This is a genomic window from Halomonas sp. JS92-SW72 (assembly GCF_003547075.1).
Lineage (GTDB): Bacteria > Pseudomonadota > Gammaproteobacteria > Pseudomonadales > Halomonadaceae > Halomonas > Halomonas alkalicola.
Genome location: NZ_CP032147.1, coordinates 2,387,458 through 2,405,005, shown reverse-complemented (window position 1 = coordinate 2,405,005; position 17,548 = coordinate 2,387,458). Strand labels below are relative to the sequence as shown.

General features: G+C 70.5%; 18 protein-coding genes and 1 pseudogene. 10 read left to right on the top strand and 9 right to left on the bottom strand.

Annotation, left to right across the window (positions count from 1 at the left end; genetic code table 11):
- Positions 1-70: 70 nt before the first annotated feature.
- The 6 genes from D1793_RS11265 (at position 71) to D1793_RS11240 (ending at position 5,910) form a co-directional block, all read left to right on the top strand.
- Positions 71-1,258 (top strand): ABC transporter permease subunit, encoded by a 1,188-nt coding sequence (locus D1793_RS11265; protein ID WP_119022258.1) that lies wholly within the window; start codon positions 71-73, stop codon positions 1,256-1,258.
- On the top strand, positions 1,255-2,790 hold the full coding sequence (pstA, locus tag D1793_RS11260) for a phosphate ABC transporter permease PstA (protein ID WP_119022257.1): 1,536 nt from the start codon (positions 1,255-1,257) through the stop codon (positions 2,788-2,790). Before D1793_RS11265 ends, pstA begins: the two co-directional genes overlap by 4 nt.
- Before the next feature lie 28 nt (positions 2,791-2,818).
- A complete protein-coding gene (gene pstB / locus D1793_RS11255; RefSeq protein ID WP_110069421.1) occupies positions 2,819-3,634 on the top strand; it encodes a phosphate ABC transporter ATP-binding protein PstB in 816 nt (271 codons plus the stop codon).
- 23 nt (positions 3,635-3,657) lie between these two features.
- Positions 3,658-4,386 carry a phosphate signaling complex protein PhoU gene (phoU, locus tag D1793_RS11250; protein ID WP_119022256.1) on the top strand — a complete coding sequence of 243 codons (729 nt, stop codon included), beginning with the start codon at positions 3,658-3,660 and terminating at the stop codon, positions 4,384-4,386.
- Positions 4,387-4,632: 246 nt separating this feature from the next.
- Positions 4,633-5,364, top strand: coding sequence for a sulfate transporter CysZ (gene cysZ / locus D1793_RS11245; RefSeq protein ID WP_119022255.1), 732 nt, complete (start codon positions 4,633-4,635; stop codon positions 5,362-5,364).
- Positions 5,365-5,424: 60 nt separating this feature from the next.
- On the top strand, positions 5,425-5,910 hold the full coding sequence (locus D1793_RS11240) for a copper chaperone PCu(A)C (RefSeq protein WP_119022254.1): 486 nt from the start codon (positions 5,425-5,427) through the stop codon (positions 5,908-5,910).
- A 61-nt stretch (positions 5,911-5,971) separates the two neighbouring features.
- Here the strand turns inward: D1793_RS11240 and phoR are convergent, their stop codons facing one another.
- The 4 genes from phoR to D1793_RS11220 all read right to left on the bottom strand — a co-directional run bounded on the left by phoR (position 5,972) and on the right by D1793_RS11220 (position 9,693).
- Complete coding sequence (gene phoR, locus D1793_RS11235; RefSeq protein ID WP_119022253.1) at positions 5,972-7,291, bottom strand: phosphate regulon sensor histidine kinase PhoR; 1,320 nt, start codon at positions 7,289-7,291, stop codon at positions 5,972-5,974.
- 1 nt (position 7,292) lies between these two features.
- Positions 7,293-7,982, bottom strand: a complete 690-nt coding sequence (gene phoB, locus D1793_RS11230; protein ID WP_110069425.1) for a phosphate regulon transcriptional regulator PhoB — start codon at positions 7,980-7,982, stop codon at positions 7,293-7,295.
- Positions 7,983-8,063: 81 nt separating this feature from the next.
- Entirely contained in the window at positions 8,064-8,957 is an 894-nt protein-coding gene (gene ubiA, locus D1793_RS11225) for a 4-hydroxybenzoate octaprenyltransferase (RefSeq protein WP_119022252.1), read from the bottom strand.
- Between the two features lie 187 nt (positions 8,958-9,144).
- Positions 9,145-9,693 (bottom strand): chorismate lyase, encoded by a 549-nt coding sequence (locus D1793_RS11220; protein WP_240407657.1) that lies wholly within the window; start codon positions 9,691-9,693, stop codon positions 9,145-9,147.
- A 75-nt stretch (positions 9,694-9,768) separates the two neighbouring features.
- Between D1793_RS11220 and D1793_RS11215 the strand changes: the two genes are divergently transcribed.
- The 3 genes from D1793_RS11215 (at position 9,769) to D1793_RS11205 (ending at position 11,710) form a co-directional block, all read left to right on the top strand.
- Entirely contained in the window at positions 9,769-10,929 is a 1,161-nt protein-coding gene (locus tag D1793_RS11215) for an FAD-dependent oxidoreductase (protein ID WP_119022251.1), read from the top strand.
- 63 nt (positions 10,930-10,992) lie between these two features.
- Complete coding sequence (locus D1793_RS11210; protein ID WP_110069428.1) at positions 10,993-11,268, top strand: HU family DNA-binding protein; 276 nt, start codon at positions 10,993-10,995, stop codon at positions 11,266-11,268.
- Between the two features lie 85 nt (positions 11,269-11,353).
- Positions 11,354-11,710 carry a hypothetical protein gene (locus tag D1793_RS11205; protein ID WP_119022250.1) on the top strand — a complete coding sequence of 119 codons (357 nt, stop codon included), beginning with the start codon at positions 11,354-11,356 and terminating at the stop codon, positions 11,708-11,710.
- A gap of 54 nt (positions 11,711-11,764) precedes the next feature.
- Here the strand turns inward: D1793_RS11205 and recG are convergent.
- Positions 11,765-13,844: pseudogene (gene recG / locus D1793_RS11200) on the bottom strand (ATP-dependent DNA helicase RecG).
- Positions 13,841-14,761: a hydrogen peroxide-inducible genes activator gene (locus tag D1793_RS11195; RefSeq protein WP_119022249.1), complete on the bottom strand. Its 921-nt coding sequence runs from the start codon at positions 14,759-14,761 to the stop codon at positions 13,841-13,843. Before D1793_RS11195 ends, recG begins: the two are co-directional and overlap by 4 nt.
- A 67-nt stretch (positions 14,762-14,828) precedes the next feature.
- Between D1793_RS11195 and D1793_RS11190 the strand changes: the two genes are divergently transcribed.
- Positions 14,829-15,701, top strand: coding sequence for an SDR family oxidoreductase (locus D1793_RS11190; protein WP_119022248.1), 873 nt, complete (start codon positions 14,829-14,831; stop codon positions 15,699-15,701).
- A gap of 351 nt (positions 15,702-16,052) precedes the next feature.
- On the opposite strand, the gene D1793_RS11185 is transcribed toward D1793_RS11190, so the two are convergent.
- The 3 genes from D1793_RS11185 to D1793_RS11175 are packed head-to-tail and all read right to left on the bottom strand — an operon-like array spanning position 16,053 to position 17,497.
- Positions 16,053-16,556: an acyloxyacyl hydrolase gene (locus D1793_RS11185; RefSeq protein ID WP_119022247.1), complete on the bottom strand. Its 504-nt coding sequence runs from the start codon at positions 16,554-16,556 to the stop codon at positions 16,053-16,055.
- Positions 16,557-16,584: 28 nt separating this feature from the next.
- The gene (gene thpR, locus D1793_RS11180) at positions 16,585-17,100 is read right to left on the bottom strand and encodes an RNA 2',3'-cyclic phosphodiesterase (RefSeq protein ID WP_119022246.1); all 516 of its coding nucleotides are present in this window, start codon (positions 17,098-17,100) and stop codon (positions 16,585-16,587) included.
- 7 nt (positions 17,101-17,107) lie between these two features.
- On the bottom strand, positions 17,108-17,497 hold the full coding sequence (locus tag D1793_RS11175; protein WP_119022245.1) for a RidA family protein: 390 nt from the start codon (positions 17,495-17,497) through the stop codon (positions 17,108-17,110).
- Between the last annotated feature and the right edge of the window lie 51 nt (positions 17,498-17,548).

The window sequence follows — 17,548 nt, the reverse complement described above, 5'->3', positions numbered from 1 at the left end:
TCACCCAACTGTCATCAGGATGTCGTAAAGTGTTGTCATCACCCTTGCCGATGATCGACCGGGAGCGGCCATGATCGACCCTTTGCCGCCCAGGGCCCAGCCGCGCCACCAGTGGTGGCGGCGCCTGCGGGACCGCCTGGCGACCCTGCTGATCACGGCCGGCGGCATCGGCGTGGTGGCGGCGGTGCTCGCCATCGGCCTCTTCCTGGCCCTGGAGGTGGCGCCGCTGTTTCTCGAGGCGGACTCGGGCGTCGGCTGGCGCGAGCTGTGGCAGCCCCGCTGGCAGCCCGGCACCCTGCCCGGGGAGTCCCCCCTGTTTGGCCTGCAGCCGCTGGCCTGGGGCACCCTCAAGGCGGCCTTCTGGGCGCTGCTGTTCGCCGTGCCGCTGGCGCTGGGCGCGGCCATCCACTCGGCGCTCTATATGCCGCCGCGGCTGCGCAGCCGCCTCAAGCCAACCCTGGAGCTGATGGAGGCGATGCCCGGCGTGGTGGTGGGGTTCGTCGCCGGCCTGGTGCTGGCCCCCTGGGTGGAGCGCCACCTGGCCGGTGCGCTGGCGCTGGTGGCGGTGCTGCCGGGGGGGCTGCTGCTGGCCGGCCTGGCCTGGCGGCGGATGCCGATGCCTTGGCGGCACCGACTTCCCCAGGGTTGGGCCGGGCTGTGGCTGATGCCTTGGCTGGCGCTGCTGGCAGGCCTGGCGCTGTGGCTCTCGCCCTGGCTCGAGTCGCTGCTGTTCGGCGGTGACCTGCGCGGCTGGCTGGAGGCGCACTTCGGGCTTGGCTATGCCTCGCGCAATGCCATGATCGTTGGCCTGGCCATGGGCTTCGCGGTCATTCCCGGTATCTATGCCCTGGCCGAGGATGCACTCTCCGGCGTGCCGGCGAGCCTCGGTGAGGGCGCTCAGGCGCTCGGTGCGACTCGCTGGCAGAGTCTGTGGAAGGTGGTGCTGCCGGCCGCGGCCCCGGGGGTCTTCAGCGCGGTGATGATCGGCGCCGGCCGCGCCGTGGGCGAGACCATGATCGTGCTGATGGCCAGCGGCAACACCGCGCTGATGACCCTGAGCCCCCTGGAGGGGATGCGTTCCCTGGCCGCCACCATCGCCATCGAGCTGCCCGAGGCGGTGCCGGGCGGGGTCCACTACCGGCTGCTGTTCCTGGCGGCGCTGGCGCTGTTCGTGTTCACCTTCCTGGTCAATACCCTGGCGGAGCTGGTGCGCGCCCGGCTGCGCCGCCGCTACCGCCGCCTGGGGGGACTGTCATGATCGGCCCCGGGCGCGCTCGGCTGCCCCGCGGCGAGGGGCCCTGGCCGTGGCTGGCCGCCGGCAGCGTGGCGCTGTCGCTGCTGCTGCTGGCCGGGCTCCTGACCCTGCTGGCGGTGCGGGGGATGGGGCACTTCTGGCCGTCGCCCCTCACCCTGGTGACCCTGGAGGATGGCCGCCAGCTGGCCGGCCAGGCGGTGCGCGAGGAGCGCCTGCCAGGCGGCGAGAAGCGCGAGCGCCTCTACCGCACGGCCAATCGCGACCTGGACGGCGCGATCTGGCGCTGGGTGGCCGTGGACGAGATCGCCGAGGAGAGCCGCCCCCGGGACCTGGTGGTGCTGGAGCGTACCCGCTGGGGCACCTTCCAGGGGCGCCTGTTGGCCCTCGAGAGTGCCGCAGGGCGCGTCGAGGGGGAGGCCGCCTGGGCGGCCCTGCAGGTGCGCCTGCAGGAGCTCGCGGCCCTGAGGGCGGAGCGTGATCGCCTGCGCGACGAGGTGGTACCCCTGGCACGGCGGCTGGACCGGGATCCCGAGGCCGACAGCCAGCTGGCCCGGGCCAATGCGCGCATCCGGGTGCTTCAGGCGCGCATGGGGGGGACTCGCCTGGTGCTGGAGAGCGTCGACGGGCGTCGCCTCGAGCAGCCGCTGGATCAGGTGCTGCGCGCCTGGCGGCCCAACGCCATGTCGCCCCCGGCCAAGGTTGCCGCCTGGGGCCAGGGCGTCTGGCGCTTCCTCGCCGAGGGGCCCCGCGCCGCCAACACGGCCGGCGGGGTGTGGCCGGCGATCTTCGGTACCGTGCTGATGGTGCTGCTGATGTCGGTGGTGGTGACCCCCTTCGGCGTGCTGGCGGCCATCTACCTCAACGAGGTCGCCCATCAGGGACGCTTCACCCGGCTGGTGCGCATCGCGGTGCGCAACCTGGCCGGGGTGCCCTCCATCGTCTATGGGGTCTTCGGGCTCGGAGTCTTCGTCTACGGCATCGGCGGCACCCTGGACGAGTGGTTCTTCGCCGACCAGCTGCCCTCGCCCACCTTCGGCACCGGCGGTCTGCTGTGGGCCTCGCTGACCCTGGCGCTGCTGACCCTGCCGGTGGTGATCGTGGCCACCGAGGAGGGGCTGGCGCGGGTGCCGGACCACCAGCGCGAGGGCGCCCTGGCGCTGGGCGCCACCCGGGTGGAGATGCTGACCCGGGTGATCCTGCCGATGACCGCCCCGGCCATGCTCACCGGGGTGATCCTGGCCGTGGCCCGGGCCGCCGGTGAGGTGGCGCCGCTGATGCTGGTGGGGGTCGCCAAGCTGGCGCCCCAGGTGCCGGTGGACGGTGACTTTCCCTTCCTGCATCTTGAACGGAAGTTCATGCATCTGGGCTACCACATCTACGACGTGGCCTTCCATGGGGACGATGTCCAGGCGGCGCTGCCGCTGGTCTACGCCACCGCGCTGCTGCTGGTGCTGGTGATCCTGGTGCTTAACCTGACTGCAATATTCCTGCGCCATCATCTGAGGGCGCGTCACGGGGCCCTGCCGCGCCGCTAGCGGCAGCGCCCGAGGAGTGAGGAACCCGATGTCCGTCTTCCCGTCGCCACGGTCCGCTGCCGGCGGCCCGATCATCGACTTCGACCCGGCCGCCTGTTGCCTGGAGATCGAGGGGTTGAGCCTGGCCTACGGGGAGACGCCGGCGCTGCGCGAGCTCTCGCTGCGCGTGCCGCGCCAGCGGGTCACCGCCTTCATCGGGCCCTCGGGGTGTGGGAAGTCGACGCTGCTGCGGGCCCTCAATCGGCTCCACGACCTCAACGACGAGGTGCGGCTTGCCGGGCGGATTCGCCTCGAGGGGCAGGATATTCACGCCCCCGAGGTGGAGGTGGCGGAGCTGCGCCGGCGGGTCGGCATGGTCTTCCAGGCGCCCAACCCCTTCCCGATGTCGATCTACGACAACGTCGCCTTCGGGCTGCGGCTGCAGGGGGGGATCCGCAAGCGCCAGCTGGACGACATCGTCGAGTGGGCGCTGCAATCGGCGGCGCTGTGGGATGAGGTGAAGGATCGCCTGAGGAGTTCGGCCTGGGCGCTCTCCGGCGGCCAGCAGCAGCGCCTGGTGATCGCCCGCACCCTGGCGGTGCGCCCCGAGGTGCTGCTGCTCGACGAGCCGGCCTCGGCGCTGGATCCGATCTCGACGCTGAAGATCGAGGAGCTGATCCGTAACCTGAAGTCACAGCTGACCCTGGTGCTGGTCACCCACAACATGCAGCAGGCGGCGCGGGTCTCCGACTACACCGCCTTCCTGCAGGAGGGCGAGCTGGTGGAGTACGGCCCCACCGACAGGCTCTTCACCAATCCGCGCCTCGTGCGCACCGAGAACTACATCACCGGGCGCATGGCCTGACGGCCGGCCCCAAGGAGAGTCCCATGGACATCACCAGCGATATCCACAGCCGCCACATCTCGCGGCAGTTCAACCAGGAGCTCGAGGAGCTCAAGACCCACCTGATGGCCATGGGCGGCCTGGTGGAGAAGCAGATCCAGGAGGCGGTGGCCGCACTGCTCGAGGGGGACTCCGACCTGGCCCGCCGGGTGGTGGAGAACGATCGCGCGGTCAACGACATGCAGATCAAGATCGACGAGGAGTGCACCCAGGTGCTGGCGCGCCGCCAGCCGGCGGCCTCGGACCTGCGCCTGGTGCTGGCGGTGATCCGCGCCGCCTCCGATCTGGAGCGCATCGGCGACGAGGCGAGCAAGATCGCCCGCAACGCCGCCGACCTGATCGCCGCCGATAACGGCACCCGCGGCTTCGTCGAGGTGCGCATGATCAGCGAGCACGTGCGGCGCATGGTGCGCGATGCCCTGACCTCCTTCGCCCGCTTCGATACCGAGCTGGCGCTGAAGCTGGTGCATGAGGACGAGGAGGTGGACGAGGAGTACCGCAGCGCCATGCGCTCGCTGATGACCTTCATGATGGAGGATGCCCGCTCGATCTCGCCGATCCTCAGCTTGATGTGGATCCTGCGCGCCCTGGAGCGCATCGGCGATCACGCCAACAACCTGGCCGAGTACGTGGTCTACCTGGTCAAGGGGCTGGATATCCGCCACACCGACCCCGAGGACCTCGACGAGCAGGCAATCACCCGCAAGGGATAGGCCTGACTCGGTCGACCGTCATGCTCGAGGCTGTTCCGGCGACAGGTCTTCGAGTGGGCGCTGTGAACCCATCCTTGGGCGCTACCGACGCCATCCCTGGCGTAAGACCCCCTCTTCGACCTGTCCCCGGCGCCTCTCGCTCATTGCAACGGTGCATGGGTTGACGGTCCCTCTGGATTGGCTGTCAATGACGCAGGCCACTGCCCCTGGCGGTGGCCTTCGTCGTTTTCCCGTGAAGGAATCACCATGCTTGATGCCGTCACCGCCCTGGCCCGGGGCACCCGCCTGGCCTACTCCCGCGGCCTGCGCCGCTACGTTTTCGTGCCCATCGTCATCAACCTGCTGGTCTACGGGGCCATGTTGCGCTTCGTGCTGGCCAACTTCGGCGGCTGGCTGGAGGGCTGGATGGCGCTGGTGCCGGCCTGGCTTGGCTGGCTCGAGTGGCTGATCTGGCCGCTGTTCGTGATCAGCCTGGTGGTGATTGTCTTCTTCACCTTCACCCTGGTGACCCACCTGATCGCCGCCCCCTTCTACGGCTTCCTGGCGGCCAGGGTGGAGGCGGTGGCCACCGGGCGGCCACCGCTGGACGATCGCGGCCTCATGAAGACGGCGGTGGATGCCCTGGGGCGCGAGCTGGTCAAGCTGGCCTATATCGCGCCAAGAGCCCTGCTGCTCTTCCTGGTGAGCTGGATTCCCGGGGTGAACCTCGCCGCCCCGCTGCTCTGGGCGCTCTTCTCCGCCTGGGTGATGGCGATCGCCTACCTGGACTACCCCATGGACAACAACAAGGTGAGCTTCGCCGAGATGCGCCGACGGCTGGCGGCGCGCTGGTGGCAGAGCCTCACCTATGGCGGCTGCGTGACCCTGGTGACCTGGATTCCCCTGGCCAACCTCTTCCTGCTGCCCGGCGCGGTGTCCGGTGCGGTGCTGATGTGGGCCGAGCACTATCGCGACCTGGGCGCTCCCGCGGCGCGTTGAACGAGGCCCGGCAGGGCGGCTGCTATGCTCGGGGGACATCCCGACAAGGAGCCAACCGCCATGCGCATGCCCGTTATCCTGCTGCTGGCCGCCGGCCTCGCCCTCCCGGGGCTGGTCCAGGCCCATGAGTATGAGCTTGAGGACCTGGTAGTGGTGCACCCCTTCGCCACCCCGGCGCCGCCCGGCGTGCCCCATGCGGCCGCCTATGTGGATATCCGCGTGGAGGGGGAGACCCCCGCCGTGCTGGTCGGCGCCCGCACCCCGGCCAGCGAGTCGGTGGAGCTGCACGACATGCAGATGGAGGAGGGCGTGATGCAGATGCGCCGGGTCGAGCGCATCGAGGTGCCCGCGGGCATCACCCAGACCATGCGGCCGGGTGGCGGCTATCACCTGATGCTGATGGACCTGAAGGCGCCGCTGCGCCTGGGCGAGCGTTTCCCGATGACCCTGGAGTTTGCCGAGCGCGGCGAGGTCGAGGTGGAGGTGTGGGTGCAGAGCGCCGAGCGGGGCAGCGAGGCCGCCGACGGCCACCACCATGACCTCTGAGCATCATCATGACCTCTGAACATCCCCATGACCTCTGAACATCATCCGGCGAGGGAGGGGATCAGGCCCTGTCGGTGGTGGCCTGGGCCTCCTGGCGCTGGCGCAGCCGCGCCGCGGGGAAAAGGCAGCGGAAGCGGGCGCCCTGGCCCGGGCGGGAGTCGATCTCCAGGCGGGCGTCGTGGCGCAGCAGCACATGCTTGACGATGGCGAGGCCAAGCCCGGTGCCGCCGGTGGCGGCGCTGCGCCCCTTGTCGACGCGATAGAAGCGCTCGGTGAGCCGCGGCAGGTGCACCGGATCGATGCCCTCGCCGTTGTCCTCCACCTCCAGGCAGGCGCCGTCGCCGTGGGGCCGCCAGCGCAGCACGATGCGGCTGCCTTCGGGGGTGTAGCGCACCGCGTTGAAGGCCAGGTTGGAGAGGGCGCTGTGGATCTCCTGCTCGCTGCCGAGCAGTGACCTGGGTTCCACCAGCTCCACCTCGACGGTGTGGCGGCCGGCGGAGAGGGCCGTCGCGTCGCGCTGCACGCTGCCCAGCAGGGCGTCCATGCCCAGCGGGGTGTGGTCCTCGCCGCCGCGGTCGATCTCCAGGCGCGACAGCAGCAGCAGGTCGCTGACCAGGTTCTGCATGCGGCTGGTCTGCTCCTGCATACTGGGCAGCCCCCGGGCGAAGCGCGGCGGCAGCTGGTCGGCGTAGGTGGCGTAGGTCTCCAGGTAGCCGGCCAGCACGGTGAGTGGGGTGCGCAGCTCGTGGGAGACATTGGCCACGAAGTCGCGGCGCATCTCCTCCAGGCGGTGCAGGCGGGTGATGTCGCGGGCCATCAGCAGCCGCTCGTCATCGCCGTAGAGGGTGATCTGGAACTGCAGCACCATCTGCTCGTCGATGGGCGAGGGCAGCGTCAGCGGCTCGCGGTAGTCGCGGGCATGGAAGTAGTCGATGAAGCGCGGATCGCGCAGCAGGTTGGTGATGTGGTGGCCGCGGTCATGGGCGGCGTTGAGCCCCAGCATGCGCTCGGCGGCGCTGTTCCACCACTCCATGTCGCCGTGGCGGTCGAGCATCACCACGCTGTCGCGCATCGCCTCGGAGGACTCCTGGATGCGCTTGATGATCCCGAGCAGCCGCTCCTGGGTGTGGCGCTGCCCCTTCTGGTAGCGGTAGAGACGGTCGAACAGCTCGCCCCACACGCCCGTGGTGGCGGGAGGCTCGGCCTGGGGGGTGAGGGTCAGCCAGCGGTGGAGGCGGTAGAGCTGGCGCAGATGAAAGCCCAGGCAGGCCGCGAGGCCGAGGGCCAGGCCCGCCCAGGCATGGGACAGCAGCCATCCCACCAGCAGGCCGATGCCGGCCAGCAGCAGAAGTCGCCATAGCTCCCGCCTCCAGAGGCCCACGTCAGCCCTTGGCGGAGAACCGGTAGCCGGTGCCGCGCACCGTCTGCACCAGGTGCTGGTGGCGCTCGCCCAGCGCCTTGCGCAGGCGGCGGATATGCACGTCCACGGTGCGCTCTTCCACGTAGACGTTGCCGCCCCACACCTGGTCCAGCAGCTGGCTGCGGGTGTAGGCGCGCTCCTGGTGGGTCATGAAGAACTGCAGCAGGCGATACTCGGTGGGGCCCATCTCCACGGGCCTGCCGCTGGCGCTGACCCGGTGGCTCACCGGATCGAGCAGCAGGCCGTCGACCTCCACGGCCTCCTCGACGCCCTGGGGCGTGGCGCGACGCAGCACCGCCTTGAGGCGGGCCACCAGCTCGCGGGGAGAGAAGGGCTTGGTGATGTAGTCGTCGGCGCCGGCCTCCAGCCCCTGGATCTTGTTGTCCTCCTCGCCCTTGGCGGTGAGCATGATGATCGGCAGTTCGGCGGTGGTCGGCTCGCGCTTGAGGCGGCGGGCCAGCTCGATGCCGCTGGTGCCGGGCATCATCCAGTCCAGCAGCACCAGGTCGGGCTGGTGGTCGACCACCATGGCATGGGCGGCCTGGGCGTTGTCGGCCTCGAGGACGCGGTAGTCGGCCATCTCCAGCGCCACCGCGATCATCTCGCGGATCGGCGCCTCATCATCGACGATCAGAACGGTCTTGGCGGTCATCCGGAAGCCTCGGCACAGTGACGGATCGATGACGATCTCACCATGCCAGTATGACACTCGCGTGACAGGACCGCCCGCCTGTCATGCGCCGGCGGCCGGCCACAGGCTGAGGGCGATGCCGGCGAACACCAGCAGGCCCGACCAGTGGTTGTTGAGGAAGGCCTGGAAGCAGGGATCGCGCTCGCGCTCGCGGATCAGGAACTGCTGGTGCACGAAGGTGGCCGCCATGCCGGCCAGGCCCAGCCAGAAGAAGCCGCCGAAGCCCAGACGCAGCCCCGCCCAGGCCAGCAGCAGCAGGGTCAGGCCCTGCAGCAGGCCGATCATCAGCCGGTCGGCGCGGCCGAACAGCACGGCGGTGGACTTGATGCCGATCTTGAGATCGTCGTCGCGGTCGACCATGGCGTACTGGGTGTCGTAGGCCACGGTCCAGGCGACATTGGCGGCGAACAGCAGCCAGGCCTCGAAGGGCACATGGCCCAGCACCGCGCCAAAGGCCATGGGGATGGCCCAGGAAAAGGCGGCGCCCAGGAAGAGCTGGGGCAGGTGGGTGTAGCGCTTCATGAAGGGGTAGATGAAGGCCAGCGCCACCCCCACCAGAGAGAGCATCACCGTGAACAGGTTGGTGAACCAGACCAGCACGAAGGCGGCCATCACCAGGATCAGGAACAGCGCCTGGGCCTCGCCCTCGCTGATCCGCCCGGTGGCCAGGGGGCGCAGCCGGGTGCGCTTGACGTGGCCGTCGAAGTGGCGGTCGGCGTAGTCGTTGACCACGCAGCCGGCGGCGCGCATCAGGTAGACCCCGGCGATGAAGATCAGCAGCACGCGGCGGCCGGGGATGCCCTCGGCGGCCACCCACAGCGCCCACAGGGTGGGCCACATCAGCAGCCAGGTGCCGATGGGGCGGTTCAGGCGCATCAGCTGCAGGAAGTCGGGCACCCGGGCGAGGCCCGTGGGGCGCATCAGGGAACGGTCCATCTCTACCTCGTAAGAATTTTCTTTATTGGCAGACGGTGTTAAGCGGCGGGACTGTTCCGGCGACAAGCCTGCGAGGAGGCGCTGTGAATACTTCCTTGTACGCTACCGACGCCATCCCTGGCGTAGGACCTCCTCTTCGGCTTGTCCCCGGCGCCCCGCCCGTCGGCATCGGAGACTGGCCCAGAGCCTAGCGCGAAGGGAGACCGAGGTCATCCGCCATGGCATCCAGGAACCACTCCTGCACCAGCACCCGGAAGTCGCCGCGGCGAAACACCGAGCGGCGCCCCCAGGGGCCCGTGGCGGCGTGGAAGCCGGCGGGGGCGGTGGTCACCTCGATCTCGCCGCGCTCGAGGCCCGGCTGGCGGAACAGCCAGGAGCCCAGCGAGCGCTCGCCCAGGTGGGCCAGCTCGTGTTCCGGCAGGCCCGAGAGCGGCGCCACCGAGCGCGCCACCACCCAGGGGCGCTCCCCCAGGCAGAGCGCCACCTCGCGCAGCCAGGCGCGCTGGCCGGGGGCGATGCCCAGCGCCCTGGCCTCGTCGCGGCGGGGCGTGCCGAGGCGCTGGTCGAGCAGCCGGACGCGGAAGGGGCGCGGCGCACCGGCCTCGGTGAGGCGCAGGGTCAGGGAGTCCCGGGAGCCGACCCAGCGGTGCCAGGCGGGGCTCATGGCCGGCCGGGAGGCGGCCAGGGGGATCCAGTGCGCCAGGGCGCAGGTGTCGGCAGGTGGCAGGTCGGACACCGTCGGGCTCCGCGTCGCTTCAGGGGCGGCTAGTGTAACATGCGGTGCCATCCCCACCCCTGAGCGAGGAGGCCCATGAGCGCTCCCCTGACCATTATCGGTTCCGGCATGGCAGGCCTTGGCCTGCTGCGTGCCCTGCGTGCGCTGGATGCCGAACGCCCCGTGACCCTGATCACCGCCGACGGCGGCGATGACTACGCCAAGCCGCTGCTCTCCACCGGTTTCGCCAAGCGACTGCCGCCGGATCGCCTGGCGGCGCGCAGCGCCCTGCGGGTCGCCGAGGAGCTGAATGCGGTGGTGCGCACCCATACCCGGGTCGAGGCCATCGACGCGGCAGCGCGCACCCTGCGGATCGGCGCCGAGCGGCTGCCCTGGAGCGAGCTGGTGCTGGCCACCGGGGCGGCGCCGGCGGTGCCCTTTGCACTGCCCGCGGCGGTGGCCGGCCGGGTCTTTACCATCAACGACCTGGAGGACTATCGCGCCTTCCACGCCGCCCTGGCGGCGCTGGGGCGGCCGGGTCGGGTGGCCATCGTCGGCGCCGGCCTGGTGGGCTGCGAGTTCGCCAACGACCTGCTGGCGGGCGGTCATGAGGTAAGCCTGGTGGCCCCCGAGACCGCACCCCTGGCGCGGCTGCTGCCCGAGCCCCTGGGGCGTGCCCTGGGCGAGGCCTTCGAGGCGGCCGGCATGACGCTGGCGCTGGGGGGCGGGGTGACGGCCCTCGAGGACGCCGGCGCCGACCTGGGCGTGGCGCTGGACGATGGCAGCCACCTGATGGCCGACCTGGTGCTGGTGGCTACCGGCCTCAGGCCGCGCACCGCCCTGGCCCAGGCGGCGGGCCTCGCGGTCGGCGCCGCCGGCATCCACACCGACCGCTGCCTGGCCACCTCGGCGCCCGGCATCCACGCCCTGGGCGACGTGGCCTGCGTCGACGGGGTGAGTGCCATGTATGTGCAGCCGCTGCAGGCGAGCGCCAAGGCGCTGGCGAAGACCCTGACCGGCACGCCCACCCCGGTCGCCTACGGCCCCTGGCCGGTGGTGGTCAAGACGCCGCTGCTGCCGGTGGTGGCCCTGCCGCCGACCCGCCCGCCGGCGCGCTGGCGCATCGAGGGGGAGGTCGGCGATCTCACCGCCCTGGCGGAGTCGGAAGACGGTCGTTTGATCGGATTTGCGTTGACAGGGACCTGTGTCCGTCGGAAAGTTGAACTGGCGCGGGTTGCGCCGCCGTTGCTAGGCTAGATCTTCGACAACAAGACCCCGGCGACAGGCGCCCGGGGAGTATGCCAATACCAGGAGGGCAGTATGCGTAAGCCAGAACTCGCCGCGGCGATTGCCGAGCGTGCCGATCTTTCCAAGGACAAGGCGAGCCAGGTGCTCAACGTGATCCTCGACGAGATCACCGGTAGCGTGGCCCAGGGACAGGATGTGTCGCTGATCGGCTTCGGCACCTTCACCGTGCGTGAGCGTGCGGCGCGCACCGGCAAGAACCCCCAGACCGGCCAGCCGCTGACCATCCCGGCCAGCAAGACGGTGGCCTTCAAGCCGGGCAAGGGCCTCAAGGACGCGGTGGCCAAGTAAGACACAGCAAGGCGCCAGGCGGCCCGCTGCGGTGGGCCGCGGCGGCCTTCCCCTCCATGGATTCGGATTCGGTGGCGAGATCGACATGAAGCTGCGACTGATGCTCTGGCTGCTGGCCTTCCTGCTCAAGCGCGCCCTGCGCCGCAAGGCCCGCTTCCGCGAGCTGCTGACCGAGATGCGCGGCCTCGACTGGGGCATCGCCACCGAAGACCTCGCCATCGCCCGCCACTACCGGATGAGCCCCCGCGGTATCCAGTCCGGGCGCGGCCTGCCGGTGGACCTCGACCTGGAGCTGCGCTTCGAGGACGAGGCCACCGCGCTCCAGGTGCTGAGGAAACCCACCCAGCAGGCCTTCCTCGACGGCATGATGGCAGGCACCGTGCGTCTGGTCGGCGATTCCGCCGATCTGCAGAAGCTCCAGAAGCTCCTCCGGCACCTCTGAGCCACCTCTGGCCCCTCACCCTTGCCTCGCTGCCCGGCCCCTGGGGTCTGAGGGTCACACCTGCCCGTAGCGGCCCGCCTCCTCGCCCAGCCAGCGCCTGACCAGCGGCCGGCTCGCCTCCGGGTGGATGGCCAGCAGCGCCTCGGCCAGCGGAGCGACGCGCTCCAGCAGGTCGGCGTCGCGCTCCAGGTCGGCGATCTTCATCTGGGCCAGGCCCGTCTGGCGGGTGCCCAGCACCTCGCCGGGGCCGCGCAGCTCCAGGTCCTTCTCGGCGATGCGAAAGCCGTCGTTGGTCTCGCGCATCACCGCCAGGCGCTCCTTGGAGTGGGCCGAGAGCGGTGGGTGATAGAGCAGCACGCAGAAGCTCGCGGTGGAGCCGCGCCCCACCCGGCCGCGCAGCTGGTGCAGCTGGGAGAGCCCAAGCCGCTCGGGGTTCTCGATGATCATCAGGCTGGCGTTGGGCACGTCGACCCCCACCTCGATCACCGTGGTGGCCACCAGCAGGTCCAGCTCGCCGGCCTTGAAGGCGTCCATCACCGTGGCCTTCTCGGCGGCCTTCATGCGCCCGTGCACCAGGCCGATGGCCAGTTCCGGCAGGGCCTCGGTGAGCTCGTCCCGGGTCGCCTCGGCGGCCTGGCACTCCAGCACCTCGGACTCCTCGATCAGGGTGCAGACCCAGTAGGCCTGTCGCCCCTCGGCGCAGGCGTGGCGGATGCGTGCCACCACCTCGGGGCGCCGCTCGTCGGGCATCGCCACCGTCTTCACCGGGGTGCGCCCGGGGGGCAGCTCGTCGATGATCGAGACGTCGAGGTCGGCGTAGGCGCTCATCGCCAGGGTGCGGGGAATGGGGGTCGCGGTCATCACCAGCTGGTGGGGCGTCAGGCCCCCGGCCTCGCCCTTCTCGCGCAGGGCCAGGCGCTGGTGCACCCCGAAGCGATGCTGCTCGTCGACGATGGCCAGGCCCAGGCGCTGGAAGTGCACGTCGCCCTGGAAGAGGGCATGGGTGCCCACCACCATGCGCGCGGCCGTCCTGGATGGCCGCCTTGGTGTCCAGGCGCGCCTTGCCCTTGAGCTTGCCGGAGAGCCAGGCCACCTCGATGCCCAGCGGTTCGAACCAGGCCCGGAAGGCGCGGTAGTGCTGCTCGGCGAGGATCTCGGTGGGCGCCATCATCGCCGCCTGGCAGTCGCCGGCGATGGCGGAGAGCGCGGCCATGGCGGCCACCACCGTCTTGCCGGAGCCCACGTCGCCCTGCACCAGGCGCAGCATGGGCACCTCCCGGGCCAGGTCGGCGCCGATCTCGTCGAGCACCCGGCGCTGGGCGCCGGTCAGCGAGAAGGGCAGCTGGGTCAGGAAGCGCGCCTGCAGGCCGCGCCCGGAGGGCAGCGCCGGGGCGCCATCCTCCTGGATGCGCAGGCGCACCGCCTGCAGGCTCAGGCGGTGGGCCAGCAGCTCCTCCAGGGCCAGGCGGCGGCTGGCGGGGTGGCGGCCGCTGGCGAGGGCCTCGGCATCCACCTCCGGCGTCGGCTGGTGCAGCACGTGCAGGCAGTGGTGCAGCTCGGGCAGGCGGAAGCGGGCGCGCAGGTCCTCGGTGATCCAGTCCGGCAGCGCCTCGGGATGGGCCTCGAGCAGGGCCAGGGCCTGCTCGATCAGCGCCCGCAGGCGGGTCTGGTGGAGCCCCTCGGTGGCTGGGTAGATGGGGGTCAGGTGATCCTCCACCGGCGGAGCGTCGGCCTTGAGCAGGCGATACTCGGGGTGGTAGAGCTCGAGCCCGGTAGCCCCGGCGCGGGCCTCGCCGAAGCAGCGCAGCCAGCTGCCGGACTGGAACTGCTGCTGCTGGGCCGGCGAGAAGTGGAAGAAGCGCAGGCTGAGCAGGCCCGAGCCGTCGCGCAGCCGCACCAGCAGGCTGCGGCGGCGCCCGCGCACCACCTCGGCGGCCACCACCTCGCCCTCCACCACCGCCTCGTGGCCGGCGCGCAGGGTGCCGATGGGGGTGATGCGGGTGCGGTCCTGGTAGCGCAGCGGCAGGTGGAAGAGCAGGTCGGCCACGCTCTCGATGCGCAGCCGGGCCAGCTTCAGCGCCAGCGCCTCGCCGACCCCCTTGAGCGATGTGACCGGCGCGTCGAGTGCATTCATGCCGGCATGGTGTCGGCCTCGCGGCAGCGGGCGATGGCCTCGGTCACGGCGTCGATCGCCTTGGGCCGCGGGAAGCTGGCCCGCCAGGCGATGGCCACGGTGCGCGAGGGTGCGGGGGGAGCGAAGGGGCGGCTGACCAGCAGGCCGCTCTCGTAGTGGACGGTGCCGATGGCCGAGCGCGGCAGCACCGTGATGCCCAGCTTGGAGGCCACCATGTGGCGGATGGTCTCCAGCGACCCCCCTTCGGCGGTGAGGGTGTTGTTGGGGCTGGCCAGCTTCTGGCTGATGGCCGGGCAGGCCTCGAGGATCTGGTCGCGGAAGCAGTGCCCCTCGCCGAGCAGCAGCAGCCGCTCCTTGAGCAGCTCCTCCTTGTGGACGACCTCGCGCTCGGCCCAGGGGTGGTCGGCGGGCATCAGCACCTCGAACTCCTCATCGTAGAGCGCCTTGGTCAGCACGTCGGTCTCGGTGAAGGGCAGCGCCACGATGATGGCGTCCAGCTCGCCGCTTCTCAGCTTGCGGCGCAGGTTGCCGGTGAAGCCTTCCTCGATGTAGAGCGGCATCTGCGGCGCGCCGCGGCGCAGCTCGGGCACCAGGTGCGGGAAGAGGTAGGGGCCGATGGTGTAGATGGCGCCGAGCCGCAGGGGGCTGGCCAGCTGGTCCTTGCCGGCGTTGGCCAGCTCCTTGATCACGCTGGTCTGCTCCAGCACCCGCTGGGCCTGCTCGACGATCTTCTCGCCCAGCGGCGTCACCTGGACGGTGGACTTGGAGCGTTCGAAGAGGGCCACGCCCAGCTCCTCCTCGAGCTTCTTCACCGCCACCGAGAGGGTCGGCTGGGAGACGAAGCAGCGCTCGGCGGCGCGTCCGAAGTGGCGCTCCTGGGCGAGTGTCACGATGTAGCGGAGTTCTGTTAGAGTCATTGGGGTTGCCTTGCAGGCATCCTCTTGAAATTCCAATAGGGACTTTTTATCAGGGGGCAGGGAAAAGGTGAAGACAACTACGCTGATTCTAGGCTGTGGGGATATCGGGATCGGGCTCGGCCAGCGGCTGCAGGCGGCCGGCCAGCGGGTGGTGGGCGTGCGCCGCAACGTGGCCGCGCTGGAGGGCAGCGGCCTGGAGGCCGCCGGCGCCGACCTGACCGACCCCGCCTCGCTCGCCGCCCTGCCGGACGCCGATGTGCTGGTCTACGTGGTCAGCGCCGACCGCTTCGAGGAGGAGGCCTACCGCGCCGCCTACCCCGAGGGGCTGAAGGCGGTGCTGGCCGAGTTCGGCGAGCGCAAGAGGGCCCCTCGGCGCGTTTTCTTCGTCTCCTCCACCAGCGTCTATCCCCAGCAGTCCGGCGAGGAGGTGGACGAGGCGAGCCCCGCCGATCCCACCGGCTTCGCCGGCGCCCTGATGCGCGAGGCGGAGCAGGTGCTGCTCGACCATCCCCTGCCCGGCACCGCGGTGCGCTTCTCGGGCATCTATGGCCCCGGCCGCGATCGACTGATCCGCCAGGTGAGCGAGGGACGCATCGCCCCGGAAAGCCCCGCGATGTACACCAACCGCATCCACCGCGACGACTGCGTCGGGGTACTGGCCCACCTGATCGAGCGCAGCCTGGCCGATGAGCCCGTCGACGACCTCTATCTGGCCAGCGACTGCGAGCCGGCGCCGCTCCACGAGGTGATGACCTGGCTGGCGAAGCAGCTCAAGGTGGAGGCCACCGAGACCATCCAGTCGCCGCTGCGCCGTCGCGCCAGCAAGCGCTGCCTCAATGCCCGCCTGCTGGCCAGCGGCTACGCGTTCCGCTACCCCAGCTTCCGCGAGGGCTATGCCCAGGTGCTCAAGGAGGGCGGCTTCCTGCCCGAGAAGGCGTGATCGCCATGGGGTGATCGGATCAGAGCGCGAAGCGATAGCCCAGCGTCAGGGTCTCGAAGCTGTGGATTAGAGAGCGGTCGCTTGATCCCTGGCGGGCTGGGGTTACTGCGGGAAGCGGTAGCCCAGCGTCAGGGTCTCGAAGCTGTGGATTAGAGAGCGGTCGCTTGATCCCTGGCGGGCTGGGGTTACTGCGGGAAGCGGTAGCCCAGCGTCAGGGTCTCGAAGCTGTGGATTAGAGAGCGGTCGCTTGATCCCTGGCGGGCTGGGGTTACTGCGGGAAGCGGTAGCCCAGCGTCAGGGTCTCGAAGCTGTGGATTAGAGAGCGGTCGCTTGATCCCTGGCGGGCTGGTGTTACAGTGGGAAGCGGTAGCCCAGTGTCAGGGTCTCGAAGCCGTCATTCGGCCGCTTGATCCCGCCGTTGGAGTAGTGGGTCAGCGCCAGGGAGAGCTCCCCGCCGGCCCAGGGCATCCCCACCGCCAGGCGGTCCTCGAACTGGAAGGCGGTGGAGAGGTTGCGCGCCTCCACCCGGGTCTTGAGGAAGAGGGCGCCACCGATGCCCCCCTCCACGAAGAGGTCGCGCTCGCCGGGGAAGGTCCAGCGCAGCGCCGGCGACAGCAGCAGGGCGGCGTTGCCGTCCTGCTGTTCGCTGGAGAGCAGCAGCAGGCCGGTGGCCAGTCGCAGGTCCAGCCTGGGATGCAGGCTGGTCAGCGGAGCGAGGCGGTCGACCTCCATCTTGAGGGCGACCGTGGATTCACTGGTGGCGCCAACGGTGACCTGCAGGTCGGCCATGGCCGGGCTGCCGGCCAGCAGCAGCGTCAGGGCGGCGCAGGCCGCCCGATGCGACACGAGAGACATTCCCTTCTCCCTCCATGACCCTGATGGCTCAGCTGGCCCGAGTGTGCGCCAGAGGCGCGTAGCGCACCGCCTGGCCGTCGTTGATCGAATGAATCAGCGCCACCTGATTATAGGTCCACTCGAGGTCCACGTCCGGCAGGTCGTCGGCCTCGAGCCGCTCGGCGCGGCGCAGCAGGGTGACGTGGGGCACGTAGCGCGCGGGGCGACCGGTGAGCCCCTGGCCCTCCAGCGCATGCCACAGCCGCTCGTGCAGGGCGGCCAGCGCCGGGTCCGGGGCCTGGCCGCCCACCCAGACGATGCCCGGTCCCTGGAAGCTACCCCAGGCGTCCAGCCGCCACTTGCCGGGTGCGAGGGTCAGGTGGTTCACCCAGTCGACCAGCTCGGCGGCCTTTGCCGCGCCCACCTCGCCGAGGAAGGCCAGGGTCAGATGCAGGCTCTCGTCGGGCATGCGCCGGCCGCCGCAACGGGCGTGGGCCGCATCGGCCAGCGCGCCGAGCCGCCCGCGCAGTGCGGGCGGCGGTACCAGCGCCAGGAAGAGCCGCATGGGGCTATCAGTCGCCGATGACCATCACCGCTTCCGCCTCGAACTGCGCGCCCTTGGGCAGCGCCTTCACGCCAACCGCGGCGCGGGCCGGGTAGGGCTTGGCGAAGAACTCCTCCATCACCTTGTTGACCAGGGCGAAGTTGTCCAGGTCGACCAGGTAGAGGTTGAGCTTGACGATCTCGCCCAGGGAGCCCGCGGCCTCCTCGCAGACGGCTTTGAGGTTGGTGAAGACCTGGCGGGCCTGGGCCTCGAAGTCGTCGGAGACGATCTCCATGGTGGTCGGGTCCAGGGGGATCTGGCCGGAGAGGTAGACGGTGTTGCCGGCCTTGATGGCCTGGGAGTAGGGGCCGATGGCGGCGGGGGCCTGGTCGGTGTTGATCACGGCCTTGTTGCTCATGGTGTGCTCCGTCGGTTTGGTTGCTGCTCGGGATAATCGAAAACGGCCCGG

Coding starts and splice junctions, on each gene's coding strand:
- D1793_RS11205 (WP_119022250.1), top strand. CDS start 11,354: ATGAAGCTGCGACTGATGCTCTGGCTGCTGGCCTTCCTGCTCAAGCGC.
- thpR (WP_119022246.1), bottom strand. CDS start 17,100: ATGCGGCTCTTCCTGGCGCTGGTACCGCCGCCCGCACTGCGCGGGCGG.
- D1793_RS11240 (WP_119022254.1), top strand. CDS start 5,425: ATGCGCATGCCCGTTATCCTGCTGCTGGCCGCCGGCCTCGCCCTCCCG.
- ubiA (WP_119022252.1), bottom strand. CDS start 8,957: ATGGACCGTTCCCTGATGCGCCCCACGGGCCTCGCCCGGGTGCCCGAC.
- D1793_RS11195 (WP_119022249.1), bottom strand. CDS start 14,761: ATGACTCTAACAGAACTCCGCTACATCGTGACACTCGCCCAGGAGCGC.
- D1793_RS11175 (WP_119022245.1), bottom strand. CDS start 17,497: ATGAGCAACAAGGCCGTGATCAACACCGACCAGGCCCCCGCCGCCATC.
- pstB (WP_110069421.1), top strand. CDS start 2,819: ATGTCCGTCTTCCCGTCGCCACGGTCCGCTGCCGGCGGCCCGATCATC.
- D1793_RS11215 (WP_119022251.1), top strand. CDS start 9,769: ATGAGCGCTCCCCTGACCATTATCGGTTCCGGCATGGCAGGCCTTGGC.
- phoU (WP_119022256.1), top strand. CDS start 3,658: ATGGACATCACCAGCGATATCCACAGCCGCCACATCTCGCGGCAGTTC.
- cysZ (WP_119022255.1), top strand. CDS start 4,633: ATGCTTGATGCCGTCACCGCCCTGGCCCGGGGCACCCGCCTGGCCTAC.
- D1793_RS11210 (WP_110069428.1), top strand. CDS start 10,993: ATGCGTAAGCCAGAACTCGCCGCGGCGATTGCCGAGCGTGCCGATCTT.
- pstA (WP_119022257.1), top strand. CDS start 1,255: ATGATCGGCCCCGGGCGCGCTCGGCTGCCCCGCGGCGAGGGGCCCTGG.
- D1793_RS11185 (WP_119022247.1), bottom strand. CDS start 16,556: ATGTCTCTCGTGTCGCATCGGGCGGCCTGCGCCGCCCTGACGCTGCTG.
- D1793_RS11265 (WP_119022258.1), top strand. CDS start 71: ATGATCGACCCTTTGCCGCCCAGGGCCCAGCCGCGCCACCAGTGGTGG.
- phoB (WP_110069425.1), bottom strand. CDS start 7,982: ATGACCGCCAAGACCGTTCTGATCGTCGATGATGAGGCGCCGATCCGC.